This window comes from Sphingosinicella sp. CPCC 101087 (genome assembly GCF_004151485.1).
GTDB lineage: Bacteria > Pseudomonadota > Alphaproteobacteria > Sphingomonadales > Sphingomonadaceae > Allosphingosinicella.
In genome coordinates, this window is record NZ_SBFF01000008.1 from 68,179 (window position 1) to 88,952 (window position 20,774).

Genomic DNA, 20,774 nt, shown 5'->3' on the forward strand with positions numbered 1-20,774 from the left:
TCCGGGCGGGTCTCCGTCTACGGGTATGAGCGTCCCCGGATTCCCGCATGTATCGGCGTAGCAGCATGGCCGCCGAACTGGCCGACCCCTCCATCACGGCGACCGCTGCCGTCCTTCCGGATCCCCCGCCGCTTCCGACGTCGGCGAGCGGGTGGATCCACTGGCTGGGCCTCGCAATCTCGGGCGCCGTGCTCGTGGCCATCCTCGATCAGCTGCGGAGCCTGGACTTCGCCCGGATCGCCGCCCTGCTGCCGGCCTCCGCGGCCTTTTGGGCGGCCTACTGGGTCTATTACCTGTTCCCGATCGCCAGCGAGTGGCTGATCTTCCGGCGCCTGTGGAGGATTCCGCCGTCCGGATTCATCGCGCTCACCCGCAAATTCATCGGCAACGAAGTGCTGCTGGGCTATATCGGCGAGGTCTATTTCTACGCCTGGGCCCGCAAGCGGTCCCGGATGACCGGTGCGCCGTTCGGTGCGATCAAGGACGTTGCCATCCTGTCCGCGCTGGTCGGCAACGTCGTGACCCTCGCGATGATGGCGGCGGCCTATCCGGTAGTCGGCGGGCTTCGCCTGGGGCTCGGAGGCAGCGCCTTCTATCTCTCCGCCTTCGCCCTGGCCGCGACGTCGCTGGCCGCGCTGCTGCTTCGCCGGCGCGTATTCAGCCTGCCCGCCGACGAGCTTCGCTTCGTCGTCATCGTCCATCTGGCGCGCATTCTCGCCACGACCGGCCTCGCCGCCCTGATGTGGTATCTTGTCCTTCCGCATGTTCCGCTGGGCTGGTGGCTGCTCCTGGCGGCGCTGCGCCTTTTGCTGTCGCGCCTGCCGTTCCTGCCGAACAAGGATCTCGCCTTCGTCGCGCTCGCCATGTTCGCGATCGGCCAGGACAACCAGATCACGGCGCTTCTGACGATGGTCGCGAGCCTCATCCTGGCGACGCACGTGTTGCTCGGTCTCCTGCTCGCGAGCGCCGAGCTGTCCGGCCTCAAGGAGCGGATATGAACCTCACGATCATGATAGCGATAGCGGCGGCGACGCCCTATATCCCCTCGACTCCGTCGCTCGGCGTGGCCGAGGCCCGCTGCCGGCCGAACGAACAGGGGCCGGCCATCATCGTCGACGTGGCCGGTCTCAGGGATCGCCAGGGCCGCCTCAAGCTCGAAGCCTATCCGTCGAACGACGCGGACTTCCTGGCCGACGACAATGTCCTCATCATGGCCGGCAAGGTCTTCCGCCGGGTCGAACGGCCGCTTCCCGCCGCAGGCGACGTACGGCTGTGCATCCGCGTGCCGGCGCCGGGGTCATACAGCCTCTCCCTTCTCCACGACCGGGACGCCAACCGGCGGTTCGGCCTATCCTCCGACGGAATCGGCTTCCCGAACAATCCGAGGCTGGGCCTGTCCCGCCCGAGCGCGGCCGCCACCAGGGTGGTGGCGGGCCGCGGGCTGACCCGAATCCGGATCGTGATGAACTACCGCCGCGGACTCTCCTTCAGGCCGCTGAGGCAGTGACCTCGTGAAGATCGTCGACGTCTGCGCATTCTACAGCCCCGATGGCGGCGGCGTCCGCACCTATGTCGATCAGAAGCTGGCCATCGGACCGCGGCTGGGCCACGAGATCGTGGTCCTTGCCCCGGGGCCACTGGACTATAGCGAAGCGCGGGGTCCCGGCGCGAGGATCGAGTGGATCGCCGCGCCACGCTTCCCGCTCGACCGCAGATATCGATACTTCAGCGACGCTGCGGCGTTGCAGCGCAAGCTCGACGCGGAGCGTCCCGATTTTGTCGAGGCCTCGTCGCCCTGGCGGAGCGCAGCCGCTGTCGCGACCTGGCAAAGCGAAACGCCCCGTGCCCTGATCATGCACGCGGATCCGATCGCCGCTTATGCCTATCGTTGGTTCGAAGGCGTGGTCAGCGTCCCCACGATCGATCGCGGACTCGACTGGGGCTGGCGATATCTGCGGCGGCTCGACCAGGCTTTCAACGCGGTGATCAGCCCGAGCGCGTCCCTGTCGGCGCGGCTCCTCAAGGCGGGCCTGGGCAGAGTGGTCACCAATCCGATGGGAATAGAGGCCGGCCTCTTCTCTCCGGAGCTTCGCGATCCGGCCCTGCGCGCACGAATGCTGGCACGTTGCGCGCTGCCGCCGACCGCGACCCTGTTGCTCGGCGTCGGCCGCCATGCCCCGGAGAAGCGCTGGCCGATGATGGTGAAGGCGGTGACGGCGGTCAGCTTCGATCGCCCCGTCGGTCTCGTCCTGGTCGGCGACGGCCGCGACCGCTCCCGCATCGTGCGGGAGATCGACGGAAATCCCCACATCCATTTGATATCGCCCGTCAGCAACCGGCTTGCACTCGCGCGCCTCATGGCCAGCAGCGACGCGCTGATCCACGGCTGCGAGGCCGAGACCTTTTCCATGGTCGCGGCCGAGGCCGCGGCGTCGGGGCTGCCCCTGATCGCCCCCGATCGTGGCGGCGCGTCCGATCATGCACGCGCCCAGGGCGGCTTCTGCTTCGCATCGGGCGACGCCGCGGACGCGGCCCGCGCAATCCGCGAATTCATGGTCGCGGGAGCCCCCCGGCGAGTTCCTGCCCCACGCACGGTTGCCCAACATTTCGAGGCGCTTTTCGAGCTCTACGAGTCGCTCGCCTCGGCACGCCGGCTCGCAGCTTGAAAAGTGTGGATCGGGCGGCCCCGCTCCGTCTTTGGTTGTGACAGAAGATTTCCTTTCCTCGCCCGATACACCCATTTCCGCCCCGGCGCCGGCGATAGCGGAGCCGATCGTCGCAGGGGCCGCGCGCCGGTCCGGCCTGCGTCGCGTCGCCAGTGCCGACCCGGACTGCTGGGCGCTGTTTGGCCGCCTGCTCCTGTGGGCGACGCGGAACGCAAGGAAAGAGGAACCACGGCCGGACAGGGGCGACATTTCTGCCTAGGTTCCTGCTCATCGATCGCTATGTCCTCCGTCAGGTGATCGTCTGGTACGCGATCGTCGTCGGCGTGGTCATGTTCCTCCTTTGCCTCGAGACCACGCCTCGGCTGCTTGTCCAGCTTGCCGGCATTCGCGAAGGCCCGAGCCTGGTGGCACGCTCGCTCGCCAGCTTGCTGCCGGAATATGTCGCCATCGCGCTTCCCATCGGCCTCTTCCTCGGGACGGCCCTGACGTTTCGGCGTCTCGCGACGGCTGGCGAGCTGGAAGTCTTCGCAGCCAGCGGAGTCGGGAATGGCCGACTCCTCATGGGGCCAGCGATGCTCGGAATGCTCACCTGTGCGCTGCTGGTCGGGCTCAGGGGCTATATACAGCCAGCCGGCGAGCGGAGACTCGATGCGATCGGCGTGGCCGTGCGGACCGGCCAGTTCGGCTATTCCATCGAGCCGGGCGTATCGCACCGGATTGGCCGCGAAGGTCGGCTTTATTTCGCGCGGATCGACAGCTGGTCCGGCCGACTCGAAGACGTCGTGGTCAATCACGGCGGAATGACCGCCATAGCCAATTCGGCGGCGCTTGATCTGTCCGCTGACGACCATTTCGTCCTGGCACTACACGATGTCACCGCGGTCTGGGGCAGCCTGGCTGGCGATCCACGGGCGCTACGCTTCCGCTTTCTCCGGCTGGCGATCCCGGTTCCCGATGAGCAACGCCCGCCAAAGCAGCCGCCCCGCGATCGCCTCGACCGCTTTTCGCTAGGTCAGTTGCTGCACTTCGACCGGACACAGCATGGCAGCGCAGAGCTCAATGTGGCGATGGCTCACGCCTCGGCCTCGGCGCGGGCCGCCGCCGCCATCCTATGCTGCATCTTGCCGCTCTTCGGGTTCGTCCACGGCGTGCCGCCGAAACGCTCTCATGCGGCGATAGGACTCGGCGTCGGCATCGTCGAGATCATCCTCTTCTGGCGGATCTCGGCGCTCATCGAAGATCGTTTCACGCCCTTTGCCCCCGCCGCCCACGCCGCGCTTGTCGCGTTCTACGCCATGGTGGCGTTTCAGATGATGCGCTTTCAGCGGCGGGCGGGATTGGGCGCGGTCGAGCAAGCCTTGATCCGCGCGATGAGATACGTTCATCGGAGCGTGATGGACGCCATCGGCCGCAGGAAGCGCGTCGGGGGCCGTCGACCGGTTTGAACAAGGCCTGGGCAGGTACCAACTCGACCGGCTGGTCGAGGGCGAGGCGCTAGGGCCTGAGCGCCGCCGCCGTTTCCTCGTCGGCCGGGAAGAAGGCCTCGATCGCGATTTCGGAAAGGGTGACCTCGACCGGCGTTCCGAATACCGTCGTCGTCGACAGGAAGGACAGGCGGCGCCCTTCCGCCTCGATCACCATCGGCACCGCGATCCCGCCATAATCTCCCCGCTCTCCCGCGTCCCCGCCCCCGGGATAAGCGGCAAGCTCGTCGCGCAGGGCGAGCAGCCCGGCATCGCCGGAAACGGCATGCTGGTCGCGCAGCCGCTCGAGCAGATGCCCTTTCCATTCGGCCAGATTGGCGATCCGCGGCGCCAGTCCTTGCGGGTGCAGGCTCAGCCGCAGCACGTTCGAGGGCGGCTCGAGCAGGTGCGGCGCCACCCCGGCGAGGAAGGGCGCGACGGACCCGTTATGAGCGACGAGGTTCCAGTGACGGTCGACCGCCAGCGCCGGAAAGGGCTCGTGACCCTTGAGGATCAAGTCGATCACCTTGCGCGCCGGCGCAAGCGCGGGATCGTCGAGGTCCCGCTCGGGGAATTGCGGCGCGAGGCCCGCCGCGACGAGCATGGCGTTGCGGGCGCGAAGCGGCACGTCGAGCGTCTCGGCGAGCCGCAGGACCATGTCGCGCGATGGCCGCGATCGGCCGGTCTCGACGAAGCTGAGATGGCGCGAGGAGATCTCCGCCTCCAGCGCCAGGTCGAGCTGGCTCATCCGCCGCCTTCGCCGCCATCCCCGCAGCTGCTCTCCGAATTCCGCCTGCGTCGCCTGCATGACTTCCTCTCCACTTCGCCTCGCCGGAACCGCCCGAGGGAGATCGGGTCCCAGGCCAGCGAGGACGCCAATCCTTCCCGCCCTCGTTCGCGAATCCCGGCCTCTTCTCGAACGACTTACCTGGCAGCGAAGTCGCGTCACCACCATTACCTTGGACGTAATCGACTTGCCTCCCCTATCGTCGCAAATAGCGGCCATCAGCCGGCGGATCGGCCGCCGGGCGAGTAGGAGGCTGACGATGCAACCCAATCTGTTCCTGAGACGAGTCCTGATGCTCGATGCGGCGAGCTGCCTCGGCATGGGCGCCTTGCTCGTGGTCGGCGCCGGCGCGCTCGCCCCGCTTTTCGGGCTCGACCGTTCGCTCCTCTTCGGCGCGGGCGTCGCGCTCCTGCCGGTCGGCCTCTTCATCCTCTGGACCGGCGTGCGCCATACGCTGATGCCTTGGGCGGTCTATCTGATCGTCGCCGGCAACCTGCTCTGGGTGCTGGAAAGCCTGCTCGTCGTTCGAGGCGCCGCGACGACGATCACCGCCCTCGGCACCGCCTTCGTGCTGATGCAGGCGGCCGCCGTGGCGGGCCTGTCCGCGCTGGAATGGTTCGGAATCCGGCGTCTGCGCGCCGCCGCGACGCGGGCATGATGCCCCGGCGGACGGTGTCACCCGCGCCATGGGCTGCTGCGCGGCAGCCCATGGCGCGCTTTGCTCGTGCGCCTTCGCCTTCCGATGCAGCGCCGTTCCCCGACGGACTTGCTCCGTCTTCGGCTCCGGCCGCCGGCCGGTGAATTGGTGACGCTCTCGCGGACCTGAGCGTCGCGCGGGGAAATGACTCTCTGGGAACCGGCGAGCGGGAACAGCAGATTCCTATTGGCGCCGCCGCGGCAGCCGCGCGCAAGGCTCATCCCGTCGTGCATGTCAAAGCGGCTCCCGATCCGTCCCGCTCCACGCCGATCGAGGGCAGCATGCCTTCCCCTTCCATCTCGCGGAAGTCGCCGACCGGCGGAAGATCGAAGCCGGCAGCCATGAGCGCCCCGCGCACGCGCTCCGCTTCCTCTTCGAAGCGGATCTTTCGGGCGGCCACGTCGCTCACCTCGTAAAAGTCGAACACCAGACCCGAGACCCGAAGCCCGTGCCACGATCCGCTCAGCGGCAGGCCGGCAACGACGTGGCGCTGGCTGCCTCCCTGCCCCAAGGGGGTCACGGCGCGTTCGAACGTCGGCGTGATCGGGTGATCGAAACCTGGCAGGGCGACAGGATCGCCTGCCGACGCCTCCCAGGTCTTCGGGTCGAACTTCACCATCGACGAGAAGATCGTCGCCAGCGGCTCTCCGATCTCGCATTTCGGGGAGAAGGCCAGCACGGGCCCCAAATCCCGCGGCTCGAGTCGGTCCGTGAGGAGCGGGACCGGGTCGGCCGGCTGTTCGGAGGCGGCGGGCTCGGTTCGAAGGGGCTCCGTCTGCCTCATGGCGTCGGTGCCGGACGGCCGCCGCAGCTCGAGGAAAAGCAGGACCGCGCCGATGGTGAGGACGGTCGCTGCGATTAGCCCGATCGACCTCCCGCTACGCATCCTGCCCCTCAGTAATCCCGCGATACGCGCACGTTGACGCTTTCCCGCCCGATCGTCGAGATGCTCGACAGCAAGGAGAGCCAGCGGGTGATCTGATATTCGACGGTGGTCGCCGAATAGCCGCGGCCGTCGGTCACCACCTCCACATAGACCCGCCGGCCGAGATATTTGCCGGCGGCAAGCTGGGTCCCGATCCCCTGGGTCACGTCGGCCGGCAAGACGCGCAACCGGTCCAGCCCCACGGCGCCGCGCAGGGCGTTGATCGGATCGAGTCCTCCGCCGGGGTTGTTCAACGACGCCACCGCCGCGGCGAGCTGGACCGCCTCCGGAGCCGACAGGTTGGTGATCGAGGTGCCGAAGAGGATACGCGACAGCAATTCGTCCTGTGGCAAGGCCGGCGTGCTGGTGAAGGCGATTTCCGGCCGCTGGCTTCGGCCGGTGACCCGGATTTGCGCGTTGAGACCCCGCACCCTCGCTTCGGCGGCGATATCGAGCGTCGGATCGACCGGGGTCTCGCCCTCGAAATGAATATTGCCGCGGATGAGGTCGAAGCGCCGACCCGCAAAATCGTAGGTGCCGCGCAGCAACTCCGCCGATCCGGTGATCCTGGGCTCAATGACGGTGCCGGCCACGCGCACGTCGGCCCGCCACTCGCTGTTCATGCCGAGGCCGGTCACCATCATGCGGCTGGGCGCACGCACGTCGAGTGCGAGCCGCCACGGTTCCACATTGCGGGCCAGCGGCGGCAAATCGGCATCGATCCGGTTGCGTTCCTCCACGTTCAGCCGCGGCACCTGCGCGGCCGCCGTCGCGCTGCCCAGCTGGAAGCGTCCTTCCGTCACTCGGACGTTGCCGGAGATCGTCCCCCCGCCCCCGTCCGACCGGATCGAGATCGGCCCCGTGACGGCAGCGCGGATATCGTCGCGGTCGAGCAGCAGCGCGCTTTGGGCTCGGACGTCGAAGCTCATCCCGACGCCGCCAGGAGTCGCGAAGTCGAGATTGCCCGACCCTTCCACCGTGCCGCCGCCGGGCGTCGTGCCGCGGAACCTCTGGATCTGAAGCCGCGATCCGCCGAACCGCCCGACCGACTGGAGATTCTCGATCACCATGCCCGTCACGGCGCTTTCGAGCCGGGCGCCCGCCGTCTGCACCGAGCCGTTGATGACCGGGTTGCGAAGCGAGCCGCGCAGGTCGGCGCCGATGGCGGCGGGCCCGCTCAGGTCGATCAGCTCGATTCCCGTCAGCCGCCAAAGCGTGTCGGCCGCGCCGTTGTAGCGGATCTGCGCACGCATCGGCGCCCCCGTCAGGCGGTCGAGCAGGGTTCCTGAGCCGCCGATCGGCGAGATTCGCGCTTGGGCACGGCCGATCGTTCGGCCTTCGCTCACCGCCACCGCCCGCATCGCCGCATTGACTCCGTCGAGGCGCGCATTGAGCCCGAGGTCGACCGGGCGCGAGGACAGGACCAGCCCGGCACGGGTGAGACCGCGGACGCGCAGATTGGCTTCGCCGGCAGGCGGCGCGCCCTCGCCCGCGGAGCGGTAGCGGACCAGCCCCGACGCGATCCCGCCGAGCCCGAGGTCCGGATAGAAGATGTCGAGGACGGTGAGCGGCATTGCCTCGAGCCGCGCATCCACTTCGGTACGCTCGCCGAACAGGCCGGAAAGGCTTGCACCCCCGCCGGCGAAGGTGAAGCGGGTCGGCGCCAGGCGCCAGCCTTCCTCGCTCCGGGTCAGCAGCGCCGGACTGGACAGCTCGAGCGGCCGTCGGTCGAGCGTGCCGCTGCCGCTGATCCGGTATCGTCCCGGCGCGACGTCGGCAGCCGCGCTGAACGCGAAGTTGCGGCCACGCGATCCGGCGACCTGTGCCCTGACCTGTCCAACGCCGCCGCGCAGGCTCGCCTGCGCATCCAGGCTGGCGATGGACAGCGCCCCGCGGCTGAGTCCGCGGCCGGTGACGCGGCCTTCGACCGAGTTTCCGGCGGGGTCGAGCACCACCACCCCTTCCACCGTACCACGCCGGACCAGGATCTCCGGTGGGCCGATGAAACGGGCATTTTCGGCGGCCAGGCTGATGGCGACGCGCTGGTTGGTCCCGACCGGGCTGAACAGCAATCGCCCGTCGAGCCCGCCGCCGGCTACGTCGAGCCGGCCGGCGAACCCGCCCGTCCCGGAACGCAGGGTGCCCGACGCGCGCGTGCCGGAGACGTTCAGTGCCGCCACCTGGACGATCGCCGGCCGGCCCGCCGGCAGCAGGATGAAGCCGTTGCCCGTGAATGGCCCCAGCGTCGAGGCGCCGGTCGCGTTCCAGGCGAAGCCGGACTCATTGGGCTCGAGGTTCAGGAAGACGTCGGCGAGGCCGAGTGCATCGACCGGATGCTCGAGCTCCACGGCAAGCCGGGGCCGCTCGAGCCGGCCCTCGAGGCTGAGGCGGAGGGGACCATAATCCCCATGCTCGCCCCCCGCGTCGAAGGAGTAGGTCCCGTCCCGACGGCGAATTCCCCGGGCCGCGATCGCGAGCTTCGGTGCGGCGATCCGCAGGTTTTCGAAGCGGACGATCCCGTCGGGTCCCCGCGCCAGCGCCGTCTCGAGCTGCGGCAGCCCGCCGGCGACCCAGGACAGGAAGCCATTGTCGAAGCGCGTCACCTGGGCACGCGCGCGGCCGGTCACGTTCGTGCCGCGCCGGCCCGGGCCGGGCACCGCGCGAAGCTCGCTTTGCACGTCGACCACCCCGAAACCTGGAACGGGATATCCTCGCATTCCCAGATTGGCAGCGACCACGAAGTCGCCGTTTCGAAGATCGGCGGCGACGGCGGCCTGACCGCGAAGCCTGTCGGACGTCACCACCAGCCGCTCCCCGGTCAGCCGGCGCGCCGTGACCTGCAGCGCGCCTTCGAGGCGAAGATTGGCGAGGATGCCGCCGGCGACATCACCCACGCCGGTGACCCGGCGGGCCGTTGCCAGCAGCGGAACCGTCACCGGCGCCGGCGTCAGGCGGCCGCGGCCGCTCGCCTGCACCTGCTCGAAGCCCGTAATCCCCTCCCCCGGCCCCACCGGCCCGGCGCGCGGATCGCGAGCGAAGGCGACTCGCGGCGCGGTGATCCGATAGACGAAAGCCGCCTCGCCGAACCGCCCGTCGAGCAAGCCGGTGAGCCTGACCTGACGCCCGGACATGTTGCGGAACAAGGCCGCGGGCCGGATCAGCTCGGCGGCGATCTCGACCCCGTCATAAGCCCCGCGGCCGAGATCGACGGCCCCGCGCGTCTCGACCCGCAAAGATGCCGATCGCAGCGAGAGGCGCGCATCGAGACGCCGGTCGGCGAACGCGCCGCTTCCGTTCACCAGCACCCGCGGCGCGGTCAACCGCTGCAGCCTGCCGCGCAGGAAAGGCGCGGGCGCGGCCCATCCATTGGCCCGGAAGCGCCCCGAATCCACCCGCAGCCCAAGTTCGGCGGTGCGGCGGCCCGAAATGTCGAGTGTCGCGTCTCCGTTCCAGCGCGTCCAGCTGCCGTCGCCGCTCAGGTCGATGCGAACCGGACGACGCGTGCCGATCATCGCTCCGAAGACGCTGTCGACCGGAGCGCGGATCCGGGCTTCCATGTCGAAGCGGTCGCGATCGGGCTCGGCATCGATCCGGACCCGCATCCGGTCGCCGCCGCCTGTTCCGGGGTCTTTGATCTCCGCCTGCAATCCGATCAGAGCGCGGCCGCGGCGTATCTCGGCTTCGCCCGAAAGGCTGCCGATGCGCTCGCCTCCGGCGACCCCCTCGTCGATGCGCAGCTGCCTGATGTCGAGGCGCCCTATATGGATATCGTAATCGGGGAGGATCGGCCCCGGCTCCTCGGGCTCGACCAGGTTCGCGAGCCGGTGGACGATGACCAGGTCCGATTCGAGCTCGTGGATGAGCAGGCGATTGAACAGGAAGGCGATCGGCCTCCAGTTCATGGCGATTTCGGGCGATTCGGCGAACAGTCCGTCCGGATCGTAGAGCCGCACGTCCCGAAGGCGGGTGTGCCCCCAGATCGACCCTTCGATCCGGCCGATCCGGATTCGCAGGCCGGAGGGCGGGGTCGCCGCGGCGATGCGGTCGACGATGAAGCGGTGGCCGGGACCGGTGTCGAGGAACGCCATCAGCGCGCCGAACATCAGCATCAGGCCGATCGCGACGACGACCACGCTCTTGGCGAGCGCCGATAACAGGCGCCGGAGGCGACGACGACGCCGTGGCTCCGGCTCGGCTAGCGCCTCCGGCGACGCGGCGAGCGGTTCGGAGATCGTCTCGTCCACCTAGAAGGCCTGGCCCAGGGAGACATAGACGGCGATCCTGGGATCGCCGCTTTGTGGATTGAGCGGGGTCGCGACGTCTACGCGGATCGGTCCGAAGCGCGTGTGGTAGCGCACGCCGACGCCGGCGCCGAACCGCAGATTGTCGAAGCGCGGCCATGGCGAGGTGGAGATGTTGCCGCCGTCGACGAACGGCACGATGCCGAAATTGCCGACCCGCACGCGCGCCTCGAGCGCGAACTCGGCGAGGCTGCGGCCGCCGATCGGATCGTCGAACACCGGATCGCGCGGGCCCAAGGCCTGGAAGCCGTAGCCGCGCACCGAACCTCCGCCACCGGCATAGAAACGGCGCGACGGTGCGATCCGGTCGCGGCTCGCGCCGAAGATCGTGCCCAGGCGCGTGCGCCCTGCGAGCGTCACGGTGTCGGAGACCGGCTGGTAGAAGCTTCCGTCGATCTGGCCCCGGGCGTAGAAGAAGCTGCCCGACTGGAGCGACGCCTCGGGGGAGAAACGGGCGGAGAGGCGAAAGCCCGACGTCGGATCGAGCAGGTCGTTCGATCCGTCATAGCCGAGATAGACGGGTATAGCGCCGATGAAGAAGGTGCGGCGGCGGGTCATTCCGCTTTCGACGTCGACGTCGCGCTCGTCCGTCGCCGTGAGCTCGGCGCCAACGGACCAGGTCCACGCCTTCTGCCAGATGATGTTGCTTTGCCGCTCGATCCCGCCGGCGAGCACGAATGTGTCGGCATTGAAGGCGGGCCGGTCGACGTGGGCAATGGCGATCTGCGCGTTGAGCACCTGGTCGCGGCGCTCGAAATTGTTGCGGCGAAGGATCGCCGAGACGAGCTGCTCGCGCGTCCCGAGCACGCCGCGGAAGGTCACCGCGCCCTCGGGCGGCAGCAGGTTGCGGTGCTGCCAGCTCGCCTCGACCCGCAGGCCCTCGCCGGTGCCGTAGCCGGCCTCGCCGGCGATGGTGCGCATCGGTGCGGGATCGATGGCGACGGCAAGATCGACGAGGTCGCTGTCCGGCCGCGCCACCGGACGGATCGTGACCGTGGAGATCAGGCCGGTGGCGACCAGCGCCTGGCGCAGGTCCTCGACCATTCCGGTCCGATAGGGGTCGCCCTCCTCGAACCGGGCGATCGTCTCGACATGCTCGGCGCTGAACAAGGGGCGTCCCTCGACGACGACCCGGCCGAACCGGCGCGTGCCCTGCGTCCGTACCGGCATCACCAGGGTCGCGGTGCGGGTCTCGTGGTCGACCACCACCTCCGGTTCGCCGATCTCGGCGAAGGCGTAGCCGCGCCGTCCGAGCTCGACTTCCAGCGCGGCCTGCGCCGCCTCCACCCGGGCCGCATCGACCGGATCCTGCTCGACGACCGTGAACGCCTCCCGAAGCGCGGCGGCATCGCCCGCGGCCGCCTGCTCGATCCCCGGCAGGCGGACCTGCGCGAACCGATAGACCGGCCCCGGCTCGACATCGAGGACCACGTCGAAGCCGCCGCCCGGCGTCGCATCGACGCGGGTCGTGACCAGCGCGTCGTAATAGCCGTAGGCGCGCAACAGCTCCGCCAGCAGTTCGCCGTCGGCGCGCGCACGGCGATCGATCTGCGCGGCATTGGCCGGATCGCCGCGAAACGCCTCGAGCGTCGACAGGTCGCGAAATTGCTCCAGCAGCGCGGCCGCCTCGACGGCATCGAGCCCTTCGATCCGGTAGGCATAGCCCCGCGCCGCCGCCGCGTCGGCGACCGCGGTGTCCGGAATGTCGGGAATGAGGCCATCGGCCTCCCCCTCCATGTCCGGCCAGTCGACCTGGAGGTCGGGCCAGGGGTCCAGCGGGGCGGAAGGATCGAGGGGCGCATTCGCCTCGTCGAGCGGATCCGTCTGCGCCGGAGCGGCGGCGGGATGTGCGACGAGCGCCAGAGCAGCCAGGCAGGCCGCTGCATGCCGCGCCGCAACCACTTGCGACATAAAGCGAATCCCAGGGTCCAAACATATGCGGTCGCGGGCAGCGCGGAACATCGCCGGCCCGTAGATCGCGCCATACCAAGCCATGCAGAAAAACCCGCTTCCCGCCGTTCCGCTCTAGCGGCTGACGAACAGCGACGCCAGCCGGGATTCCGTGTGGGGGAGCAGGCGGTTAGGTCCCTGGCCACGCGGCGCCCGCCCCGTGCTGACGAAGGTCACGACCTTTGAACGCGGGCGCGTCAAGCTTGCGCCGTCGTCATGCATGGGCCCGAAACCCCGGATCGAGCCAGGTTCGACAAAGTTCAGGATGACGATGGGCTGATTACCGCAGTCGCGACCCTTCCGGTCGTGATTCCCGGATCAAGACAGCGCTGCGCCTGCCAGGCGCGCGAGACAGGCTCGCCGGGCTTCCTCCCCGGAAAAAGGAAAAAGGCTCAGCATTTGGAAACGAACCGTCTGGCGTCCCTGTGGCAGCCACCTCAGGACGCGCTCGCCCGCGGCATCTGCCACCCGCATCACGATCGGAACGGTCGCATCGTTGGGCCGGAAGGATTCGCGCCGGATATATCGCATCCCGGGCCTCAGGCCCGCTGTCCAGGCAGGGCTCGCTTCCTCGACAGTGGCGAAATAGCGCCCGTCTGCGCGCTCTTCGGCCGTATAGCCGGGGACATAGACCGGCTGCTCGGCCCATTCGATCGTGCCGCACGCAGCGAACAGGTCCCGGGGAAGCGCGATCGGCACTCCGCGCAGCATCGCGTCCACTTCCCGAAAAATCGGCGCGTGAGCGCGAACGAACCGCGCCGCCTGCGTTTCGCCTGCCGGGAAGGAAGCGGCACTGGCCGCCATCCGCCTGAGGGCGGCCCCGACCGCGCCGTTCCGATCGAGGGTCAGGGCGAAGAGATGGCCCCGGTCGTACGGCATCTGCATGGCGGCGGGGTCGGTCCAGAATCGCTCCGCCAGCTCGACATTGGCAAGCGTGCGCGCGGAGGAAGAGGCGTAGCGCAGCAAGGTCGCATTGAGGTGCGCCGCATAAACGGCTTCGTCCCATAGCCCGGCGCGAACGAGGGACTGGGCCGCGGCGAAGTCGCCGAACCCTTCGGTGAACCAATATTCCGGCGCATCCGGGTCGGGAATGGGACCGAGGCTGCCGCCGAACCAGCGGTGGCCATATTCGTGCGCAAGCGTGAACAGAAATCGATCGAGACCGACATTCGTTGTGGACGCAAGCGCGAAACCTGCGGCGCGGCCGGTGCCGCCATAGCTGGTCGCGCCGGTCTCGGCGCCGGTCAGCGGAATGAGCGTGATCAGATACGGCACCGCCTGCGCGCCGAAATAGGCGTTTCCGGCCGCGACGATGCGCGCGGCCGCGTCGGCGAGACCATCGTCGCTGAACGACCACTGCCCGCGCAGGGCGAGCCGAATCGGATGACCACCGATCCTGCGTTCCAAGATGCGCAGGTCCGTGCCCCCGATCAGTATGGCTTCCGACACGTCGCCGACCGTCAGTCCGTCCGCGACCATCTCCGCGTCGCTCGCCAGCCGCCAGTCGCTCGGCTTTGAGCCCCACCGAAACCGGGCGGGTTCCTCCTCCCGCCCTTCGGGCGTGACGAAGACGCCCTCGCCATGCACGTAGAAGCAGGAGGGCCGCAGCACCGGCCGCGCCTTCTCATAATCCGGACCCGGATCGGCGGTGCCCGCGGCCCGAAGTCGATAGCGCACGACCAATGGCGCGCCGGGCGCGTGGGTCACCACGCGTGATGCCGGATCCTCGCCTTCGGCCGTCGTGCCGCCATCGACCGTGAGCGCCTCGATGCTTTCGATCAACGCGTCGCTGCCGGCCCATCTGTTCGGGAGCGCGAGGGTCGTGCGGCCGTCCGGGTCGCCCGTCAGCCGGACGACGATCTCCAGCCTCTCCAATTCACCGGCGCCGACGACCGGCGTCACCAGAAAGTCGACCGGCTCGGCGCCGTCGCCGGCCCGCAGGACATCGGCATGGCTCGAGGCTGCGAGCGCGAGGACCATGAGGGCCAATCGTCCGAACATCGGGAGCCTCGCCTTGTCCTCCTGCTACACTTGTAACAGGGATAGCCGGCCGCTTGCACCCATGCAATCGCCTTGATGGCGGTTCCCCGGCTTCCCCGAAGCCGCATGCGGGATCAATGCAGCGCGGCTTCGCCTGGCCCCGACGAGAGCAGTTCGACCATCCGCCCGATCTGGCGCCAGCGGCAGAAATGGATGACATTGCCGCGGTCCCGGCTGAGCGCGGCGCGCGCCTCTGCCTCGCTGGCGGCCTGATCGCCGAAAAGCGCGATCAGCTCCGCCGCATCGTTCGCCGCCGAGCGGTCGGGAAGGTGGACATGGGTACGCAACTTGGGTTCCGCTCGTCTGTGCTCGAGCAGGCGGTAGCGCGACGGCATTGCGAAAAGGCGGATGCGAATGCTCAACGGCTGGTAAACCATGCCGAAGGCAGAGCTCTGCCGCCGCTGTCGACAGGCTCGGATGGGTCGCGCGCAAAGGCCGATGTCTCACGCGTCGGAAATGCTCGCTTCTGCGAAATCGATTGCCCGCATTGGGGCCTTCGCCCCGTTCCCATTGGCGAATGAGTGCAACTGGCGCAGCACCGGTCTCATGGTCGCTCGAAGCGGGGACTCAGGAGCACTGCCGGCCTCACGAGCGATCGTCGGAGCGCTCGTTCTGACGCAGGCGTTTCCTGTCTCGCCTGCCGCAGGAAGGACGATCGCTCATGCCGCGAAGGGCAGCATTGCGACCCACGACGCCTTCACGCTGACGCAAAACCGACATAGCGCGCCGCCATTGCTGCCGCAAAGGAGTCCCGAATGATCCTGCCGCGCTTCATTGCCTGCACCGCTTTGTCCGCACTACTGTCCTGTACCGCCTTCGCCCAGGGTCACCCGATGACCACCGAGGCCTATCGCGCGCAGGCCGACGCGGAGCTCGACCGCCTCAGAGCCGAGCCGCCCGTAGTCGGCCGGGCGCGCAACATCATCCTGTTCATCGGCGACGGCATGGGCGTGAGCACGTTGACGGCCGCGCGCATCCATCAGGGCCAGCGCCAGGGCGTCGATGGTGAATCCTATGTCCCCGCCATGGACCGGCTGTCGCACACCGCGTTGGTCAAAACCTATTCACACGATGCGCAGGTCTCCGATTCCGCGCCGACCGCCACCGCGATCATGACGGGGGTGAAGACGCGCAACGGCGTGATCGGCGTCGGGCCGGAGGTGGCGGAGAATGACTGCGCCGCCAGCCGCCGCCACACGCTGCCGAGCCTGTTCGGTCTGGCGCAGTCGATGGGCCTGGCCACCGGCATCATCTCGACCGCGCGCATCACCCATGCGACCCCGGCAGCGGCTTATGCCCATACGCCGCAGCGCGACTGGGAAGCCGATGGCGACGTTCCGGAAGCGGCGAGGCAGCAGGGCTGCACCGACATCGCACGGCAGATGATCGAGGGCGAGGTCGGGTCGCGGCTCGACCTGGTCCTGGGCGGCGGCCGGGCAAACTTCCTGCCGACGTCGGCCGCCGACCCGGAATATCGCGAAAGCACGGGCAAGCGCACCGATGGGCGCGACCTCATGGCCGACTGGCGCCGGCGCAATCCCGCCGGCGCCTTTGTCTGGAACCAGGCAGGGTTCGCGGCCGTCGACCTGGCCCGCACGCCGCGCCTGCTGGGGCTCTTCGAGCCCGACCATATGCGCTTCGAATCCGACCGGCCGGGCGATGCCGCCGGCGAGCCGTCGCTCGCCGAGATGACCCGGACCGCCATCACCATGCTCGGCAGCCGCGAGACCGGCTATGTGCTGCTGGTCGAAGGCGGGCGTATCGATCATGCCCATCATGCCGGCAATGCGAGGCGCGCGCTCGAGGACACGGTCGCACTCGACGCGGCGGTGCGTACGGCGCTCGAGATGACCCGCCGTGAAGACACGCTCATCCTGGTCACCGCCGATCACAGCCATGTCTTCACGATCAGCGGCTATCCCGAGCGCGGGAACCCGATCCTCGGCCTTGCCGGGGCGGGCGGCGCGCCATTCCAGGCTGGCGACGGCAAGAGCTATACGACGCTCGGCTATGCCAACGGTCCGGGCGCCGTGGTCGATGCCCCGCGTACCGACCCTGCCGAGGCGGACACCGGCGCGCTCGATTATCGCCAGCAGGCGCTGGTCCCGCTCGGCGCGGAAACCCATGCCGGGGAAGATGTGGTCGCGCGGGCTTCGGGGCCGATGGCGCATCTGGTCAAGGGCACGATCGAGCAGCACACGCTCTTCTATTTGATGCGCGAGGCGCTGACCGGCGGATCCGGGAATTAGCCTTTCGGGCGGACGCCCTCCACGAACGTCCTTCTCGGCGTGCCGGCAAACCCTCTGGAACCCTCGGCCCACTGCTGCCAATGGGGGACCATGGCAGCACCGAACCCTAGGCTCCCGCGCGCCGGCGGCGCGCTCCTCGCCGGCGCGATACTGATCGGCGTTCTGGTCGGGGCGGTCGTCGGCGAGCCCAGTATCGGCTTCCTCGCCGGCCTCGGCGTCGGGCTTGCCTTGATGGTTCTGGTCTGGCTGATCGACCGGCGCTGAGGGCTCAGATTCGCCGCCCCGCCCAGACCACCCGCCCGACCACATCGATCGCCGAAAGGTCGCAGTCGGGCCAGCCGGGATAAGCGGGATTGTCGCTGCTGATCGACACCGTCCGGTTCGATGGATTGATTGCCAGCCGCTTGACGATCAGCACCTCGTCGATCCTGAGTACGTAGACGCCGTCGCGGAGCCGATCGGCCGAGTCGCCGCGGTCGACCAATATCTCGTCGCCGTCGTTGAGCGTCGGAATCATCGAATCCCCCTGGACGGCGACGATCGACAGCAGATCGGGCGTGCCGCTCGCGATCCGGCGCAGCCAGGTCGGGTCGAAGGCGATGTGGGGGCGCGCCCGCTCGCCGTCGGCAAACGCGCCTGCGCCGGCCGACACTCCCACCTCCAGACGCGCAATAGGAACCATCCCGGGGCCGCCGGCCTCTCCGCCCCGCCCGCCGAGCCGCTTCTCGTCCACTCCGAAATAGCGGGCGAGACGCCGCCGATCTTCCTCGGCGAGCCGCCGCGGGCTCCCGCGCTTGATATATTGCTGAACATAAGCCGGATTCCGGCCGAGCAGCCGCGAGAGGCCGGCATAATCCTCGCCCCGTTCGTCGATCAGCCGCTGGAGCGCGGCCCGCGCCTCCTCGTCGGTCATGATTCTTCCTACTCCTAGGAATTTTCCTAGACAAGTAGGAAAACTCCTTCGAGATTGGAACATATAGGGAACAGTGATTCGGAGGAAGCCATGTACCTGCTGCGGCGCATCGAGGAATATCTGAGGCGCAGCCAGACCAGGCCGGCGCGCTTCGGCAGGGACGTGCTCGGCGACCCCTGCTTCGTCTTCGACCTGCGCAACGGCCGGGAGCCTCGGCCCGCGACCGCGGCGCGGGTGGCGGCCTGGCTCGATCGGCACGGGACGGCGGCGGAATGAGCCGGGGGGGATCGGGAAACCGGCTCGAGCGCGCGTTGCGCGCGGTCTTCGCGTCTCATGACGTCGAGCTCGTCTGCGAGTCGAGGACGAGCCGGCCATGGACCAGCATCACCTTTGCGGGAGAACGCCATGCCCTCGCCCTGACGGTGACCGGCGCGGAGGCCGGGACGGCCGCGGACGCCTTCCTGGCCGGCCTGGGCGACATCGACATGAAACTGCCGGGTCACCTCCTCGTCGACATCAGCGCCGTCTCGGACGAGCGCGACGCGGACGGCTCCCGGGTTCGATTGGGCCTTGAAGCCCTTACCGTCGAGACGGGTTGAGCGCCGGATGACGGGACGAGAATGCGCGCCCTCGCGCGGCAAGTGTCAATTTCGTCAACTTCGCCCAGCGCCGAACGGTTGGCGTGCAGGTCGCGAGGTCAGTCGTCGCGAGCCGCAAGGCGCTGAAGGCTGGCGATGGCGCTCTGCAGACGCTCGTCGCCCGCTTCCGGGAAGGGCTTCGGCTCGGCACTCGGCGGCGGGTCGGTCGCCGGCGGAGCCTGGGCGGGGATCGGGGTCGGGTCGGGCGAAGGTGCCTCGGCATCCTCGCGGCGTCTGGCGAGCCCCAGTTCCAGCCGTGCCATCAGCTCGTCGAGGCTTCCCGACGGGGCCGGGAGGTCCGGCATCGAGGATCGCTCGGGGGACGCGGCCGCCGGCTCAAGCGGCAGCGAAGGATAGGGTTCGACCCGCGCCTGCTCGGACGCCGACGGCCGGTCGAACAACCATTCGTCCTGGATCTCGTCCCTCGCCCTGTGCACGGCGGGCTCCGCCGCGACGGGCGACGCGGGAGCTTCCTGTTCCGGCTCGCCCAGCTCGTAGGTCGCCATGATCGGCGGGCGGGGCGGCGCGTCGGGGTGGAGATCGCGGCGGCGCAGGCGCGGCGTCTCCCTCTCGTCGCCCGGCTGCGACGGCTCGGCGGGGCGCGAGCCCAGGCGATCGAGCCAGCGAAGGGTCAGGAAGGCGGCGGCGAAAACCGCCATCGCGCCGGCCGCACCGATCCCGATCCGCGCCTTGAGGCCGAGTGGAGGCTCGGCCGCCGGAAGGAGCGAGGCCAGGCCCGTCGAGGCGATAAGCTCGGCGAGAAGGTCGTCCGGCATGGCGAAGACGAGAAACGCCACGGAAAGCCCGGCGAAGGCCGCCACCGGCACGTCGAGCGCGTAGCGCCCACCGCCGGTAAGCATTGCCGCCATGGATCTTGGTGCAATCATAAAGCCTTGCCTGCAAGCCGCTGATAGACAGGGGCATAGTTGGAAATGTTTGATGACCAGTTACGCTCGCGCTCGACGAAGGCCCGGGCGGCGTCGCGGCGGCTTTCCCAATCGTCGCGGCGGTCGAACAGGTCGCTCAGCGCATCGGCGATGGCGGCAGGGTCGCCCGGCGCGAACAATGTCCCGGTGACGCCATGCTCGATCAGCTCGCGATGGCCTCCGACGTCGGACGCGGCGACGAGTTTGCGCTGCGCCATCGCCTCGAGCGGCTTCAGCGGCGTCACCAGCTCGGTGAGCCGCATCGCCTTGCGTGGATAAGCGAGGATGTCGATCAGCGCATAATAACGGTCGACCTCGTCATGAGGCACGCGCCCCGCGAAATGGATTCGCTCGGCGGCCGGGGATGCCGCCGCCTGCGCCTTCAGCGCCGCTTCCATCGGCCCGCCGCCCACCAGCAGCAGCCGCGCCTTCGGTCGCCGCGCCGCCAGGAGCGGCATGGCGGCGATAAGGTCGTCGAGCCCCTCATAATCGTAGAAGGAGCCGATGAAGCCGACCGACTCGGCATCCTCGAGCCCGAGGATGCGGGCGAAGGTCGGATCGGGCGGAAGCGGCGCGCCGAACAGATCCATGTCCACCCCGTTCGGCGACACGGTGATCTTGTCGGCGGGGATGCCGCGACGAACGAGATCCTGCCGCAGACCTTCGCAGATCACCGCGACCGCGTCGGCCCTGGCCGCCGCCCTCGTCTCGATCATCCGGGTCAGCCGGTAGCGCAGCGAGCCTTCGCGTCCGGTCCCGTTGCCGACGGCCGCATCCTCCCAGAAGGCGCGAATCTCGTAGACCAGGGGCAATCGGTGTCGGCGCGCGACCGGCAAGGCGGCAAGCGCGGTGAGCACCGGCGAATGGGCGTGGAGCTGGTCCGGCCGCCAGTCGGCGATCAGCCGTTCGAGCCGGATCCGAAGCGCCCGCACCTCCCTCCACTCGCGCAGCGGAGAGCGCATCGGCGGAAGCCGGGGCGTGCGGTGGAAGGTGATTCCGTCGACGACCTCCGGATCCGGTCCGTCGGCGGCATGGCGCGCACTGGTCAGGCAGGCGACCTCCCAGCCGCGCGCGAGCTGCGCCTTGACGATCGCGCGGGTGCGGAACGCATAGCCGCTGTGCATCGGCAGGCCGTGATCGAGAAGGTGAAGGATGCGCATCTCGCGCTTATGGGCACGATTGGCTTAACGGCCCGTCAACCGCCGCCCCCTATGAGGCA

18 protein-coding genes are annotated in these 20,774 nt (G+C 69.0%); 9 read left to right on the top strand and 9 right to left on the bottom strand.

All coding sequences use genetic code 11. From position 1 onward, the window contains the following. Positions 1 to 47: 47 nt before the first annotated feature. The 4 genes from EKM57_RS13405 to EKM57_RS13420 all read left to right on the top strand — a co-directional run bounded on the left by EKM57_RS13405 (position 48) and on the right by EKM57_RS13420 (position 4,111). On the top strand, positions 48 to 998 hold the full coding sequence (locus EKM57_RS13405) for a hypothetical protein (RefSeq protein WP_129793020.1): 951 nt from the start codon (positions 48 to 50) through the stop codon (positions 996 to 998). Beyond that, the gene (locus EKM57_RS13410) at positions 995 to 1,507 is read left to right on the top strand and encodes a DUF2141 domain-containing protein (RefSeq protein WP_129793021.1); all 513 of its coding nucleotides are present in this window, start codon (positions 995 to 997) and stop codon (positions 1,505 to 1,507) included. Before EKM57_RS13405 ends, EKM57_RS13410 begins: the two co-directional genes overlap by 4 nt. A gap of 4 nt (positions 1,508 to 1,511) precedes the next feature. Continuing rightward, positions 1,512 to 2,666 (top strand): glycosyltransferase, encoded by a 1,155-nt coding sequence (locus tag EKM57_RS13415; protein WP_129793022.1) that lies wholly within the window; start codon positions 1,512 to 1,514, stop codon positions 2,664 to 2,666. A 152-nt stretch (positions 2,667 to 2,818) separates the two neighbouring features. Beyond that, positions 2,819 to 4,111, top strand: a complete 1,293-nt coding sequence (locus EKM57_RS13420) for an LptF/LptG family permease (RefSeq protein ID WP_129793023.1) — start codon at positions 2,819 to 2,821, stop codon at positions 4,109 to 4,111. A gap of 49 nt (positions 4,112 to 4,160) precedes the next feature. Here EKM57_RS13420 and EKM57_RS13425 read toward each other — a convergent pair whose 3' ends face one another. Next, positions 4,161 to 4,937: a helix-turn-helix domain-containing protein gene (locus EKM57_RS13425; RefSeq protein WP_129793024.1), complete on the bottom strand. Its 777-nt coding sequence runs from the start codon at positions 4,935 to 4,937 to the stop codon at positions 4,161 to 4,163. Between the two features lie 238 nt (positions 4,938 to 5,175). On the opposite strand from EKM57_RS13425, the gene EKM57_RS13430 reads away from it, so the two are divergent. Continuing rightward, positions 5,176 to 5,574 carry a hypothetical protein gene (locus tag EKM57_RS13430; protein ID WP_129793025.1) on the top strand — a complete coding sequence of 133 codons (399 nt, stop codon included), beginning with the start codon at positions 5,176 to 5,178 and terminating at the stop codon, positions 5,572 to 5,574. Positions 5,575 to 5,830: 256 nt separating this feature from the next. Here the strand turns inward: EKM57_RS13430 and EKM57_RS13435 are convergent, their stop codons facing one another. From EKM57_RS13435 to EKM57_RS13455, 5 genes are all read right to left on the bottom strand, one after another. After that, positions 5,831 to 6,499 (bottom strand): hypothetical protein, encoded by a 669-nt coding sequence (locus tag EKM57_RS13435; protein WP_129793026.1) that lies wholly within the window; start codon positions 6,497 to 6,499, stop codon positions 5,831 to 5,833. Between the two features lie 8 nt (positions 6,500 to 6,507). Further along, on the bottom strand, positions 6,508 to 10,782 hold the full coding sequence (locus tag EKM57_RS13440; RefSeq protein WP_243451040.1) for a translocation/assembly module TamB domain-containing protein: 4,275 nt from the start codon (positions 10,780 to 10,782) through the stop codon (positions 6,508 to 6,510). Then, positions 10,783 to 12,750: an autotransporter assembly complex family protein gene (locus EKM57_RS13445; protein WP_129793027.1), complete on the bottom strand. Its 1,968-nt coding sequence runs from the start codon at positions 12,748 to 12,750 to the stop codon at positions 10,783 to 10,785. A 357-nt stretch (positions 12,751 to 13,107) separates the two neighbouring features. Beyond that, entirely contained in the window at positions 13,108 to 14,769 is a 1,662-nt protein-coding gene (locus EKM57_RS13450) for a hypothetical protein (protein WP_206185434.1), read from the bottom strand. Positions 14,770 to 14,903: 134 nt separating this feature from the next. Further along, positions 14,904 to 15,164, bottom strand: a complete 261-nt coding sequence (locus EKM57_RS13455) for a hypothetical protein (RefSeq protein ID WP_371414145.1) — start codon at positions 15,162 to 15,164, stop codon at positions 14,904 to 14,906. 420 nt (positions 15,165 to 15,584) lie between these two features. On the opposite strand from EKM57_RS13455, the gene EKM57_RS13460 reads away from it, so the two are divergent. Continuing rightward, positions 15,585 to 17,078 carry an alkaline phosphatase gene (locus EKM57_RS13460; protein WP_129793029.1) on the top strand — a complete coding sequence of 498 codons (1,494 nt, stop codon included), beginning with the start codon at positions 15,585 to 15,587 and terminating at the stop codon, positions 17,076 to 17,078. 90 nt (positions 17,079 to 17,168) lie between these two features. Continuing rightward, entirely contained in the window at positions 17,169 to 17,342 is a 174-nt protein-coding gene (locus EKM57_RS21925; RefSeq protein ID WP_165357420.1) for a hypothetical protein, read from the top strand. A gap of 4 nt (positions 17,343 to 17,346) precedes the next feature. Here the strand turns inward: EKM57_RS21925 and EKM57_RS13465 are convergent, their stop codons facing one another. Next, positions 17,347 to 17,991, bottom strand: a complete 645-nt coding sequence (locus EKM57_RS13465; protein WP_129793030.1) for a S24 family peptidase — start codon at positions 17,989 to 17,991, stop codon at positions 17,347 to 17,349. Between the two features lie 90 nt (positions 17,992 to 18,081). Here EKM57_RS13465 and EKM57_RS13470 point away from each other — a divergent pair, with 90 nt between their 5' ends. Beyond that, a complete protein-coding gene (locus EKM57_RS13470) occupies positions 18,082 to 18,267 on the top strand; it encodes a hypothetical protein (protein WP_129793031.1) in 186 nt (61 codons plus the stop codon). Beyond that, entirely contained in the window at positions 18,264 to 18,590 is a 327-nt protein-coding gene (locus EKM57_RS13475; protein WP_129793032.1) for a hypothetical protein, read from the top strand. The genes EKM57_RS13470 and EKM57_RS13475 overlap by 4 nt, the downstream gene beginning before the upstream one ends. A gap of 98 nt (positions 18,591 to 18,688) precedes the next feature. On the opposite strand, the gene EKM57_RS13480 is transcribed toward EKM57_RS13475, so the two are convergent. Both EKM57_RS13480 and EKM57_RS13485 read right to left on the bottom strand, forming a co-directional pair. After that, on the bottom strand, positions 18,689 to 19,498 hold the full coding sequence (locus tag EKM57_RS13480) for a hypothetical protein (RefSeq protein WP_129793033.1): 810 nt from the start codon (positions 19,496 to 19,498) through the stop codon (positions 18,689 to 18,691). 14 nt (positions 19,499 to 19,512) lie between these two features. Further along, on the bottom strand, positions 19,513 to 20,715 hold the full coding sequence (locus EKM57_RS13485; protein WP_129793034.1) for a TIGR04063 family PEP-CTERM/XrtA system glycosyltransferase: 1,203 nt from the start codon (positions 20,713 to 20,715) through the stop codon (positions 19,513 to 19,515). Between the last annotated feature and the right edge of the window lie 59 nt (positions 20,716 to 20,774).

Coding starts and splice junctions, on each gene's coding strand:
- EKM57_RS13470 (WP_129793031.1), top strand. CDS start 18,082: ATGTACCTGCTGCGGCGCATCGAGGAATATCTGAGGCGCAGCCAGACC.
- EKM57_RS13410 (WP_129793021.1), top strand. CDS start 995: ATGAACCTCACGATCATGATAGCGATAGCGGCGGCGACGCCCTATATC.
- EKM57_RS13425 (WP_129793024.1), bottom strand. CDS start 4,937: ATGCAGGCGACGCAGGCGGAATTCGGAGAGCAGCTGCGGGGATGGCGG.
- EKM57_RS13445 (WP_129793027.1), bottom strand. CDS start 12,750: ATGTCGCAAGTGGTTGCGGCGCGGCATGCAGCGGCCTGCCTGGCTGCT.
- EKM57_RS21925 (WP_165357420.1), top strand. CDS start 17,169: ATGGCAGCACCGAACCCTAGGCTCCCGCGCGCCGGCGGCGCGCTCCTC.
- EKM57_RS13430 (WP_129793025.1), top strand. CDS start 5,176: ATGCAACCCAATCTGTTCCTGAGACGAGTCCTGATGCTCGATGCGGCG.
- EKM57_RS13475 (WP_129793032.1), top strand. CDS start 18,264: ATGAGCCGGGGGGGATCGGGAAACCGGCTCGAGCGCGCGTTGCGCGCG.
- EKM57_RS13480 (WP_129793033.1), bottom strand. CDS start 19,498: ATGGCGGCAATGCTTACCGGCGGTGGGCGCTACGCGCTCGACGTGCCG.
- EKM57_RS13455 (WP_371414145.1), bottom strand. CDS start 15,164: ATGCCGTCGCGCTACCGCCTGCTCGAGCACAGACGAGCGGAACCCAAG.
- EKM57_RS13450 (WP_206185434.1), bottom strand. CDS start 14,769: ATGGTCCTCGCGCTCGCAGCCTCGAGCCATGCCGATGTCCTGCGGGCC.
- EKM57_RS13435 (WP_129793026.1), bottom strand. CDS start 6,499: ATGCGTAGCGGGAGGTCGATCGGGCTAATCGCAGCGACCGTCCTCACC.
- EKM57_RS13485 (WP_129793034.1), bottom strand. CDS start 20,715: ATGCGCATCCTTCACCTTCTCGATCACGGCCTGCCGATGCACAGCGGC.
- EKM57_RS13460 (WP_129793029.1), top strand. CDS start 15,585: ATGATCCTGCCGCGCTTCATTGCCTGCACCGCTTTGTCCGCACTACTG.
- EKM57_RS13465 (WP_129793030.1), bottom strand. CDS start 17,991: ATGACCGACGAGGAGGCGCGGGCCGCGCTCCAGCGGCTGATCGACGAA.
- EKM57_RS13405 (WP_129793020.1), top strand. CDS start 48: ATGTATCGGCGTAGCAGCATGGCCGCCGAACTGGCCGACCCCTCCATC.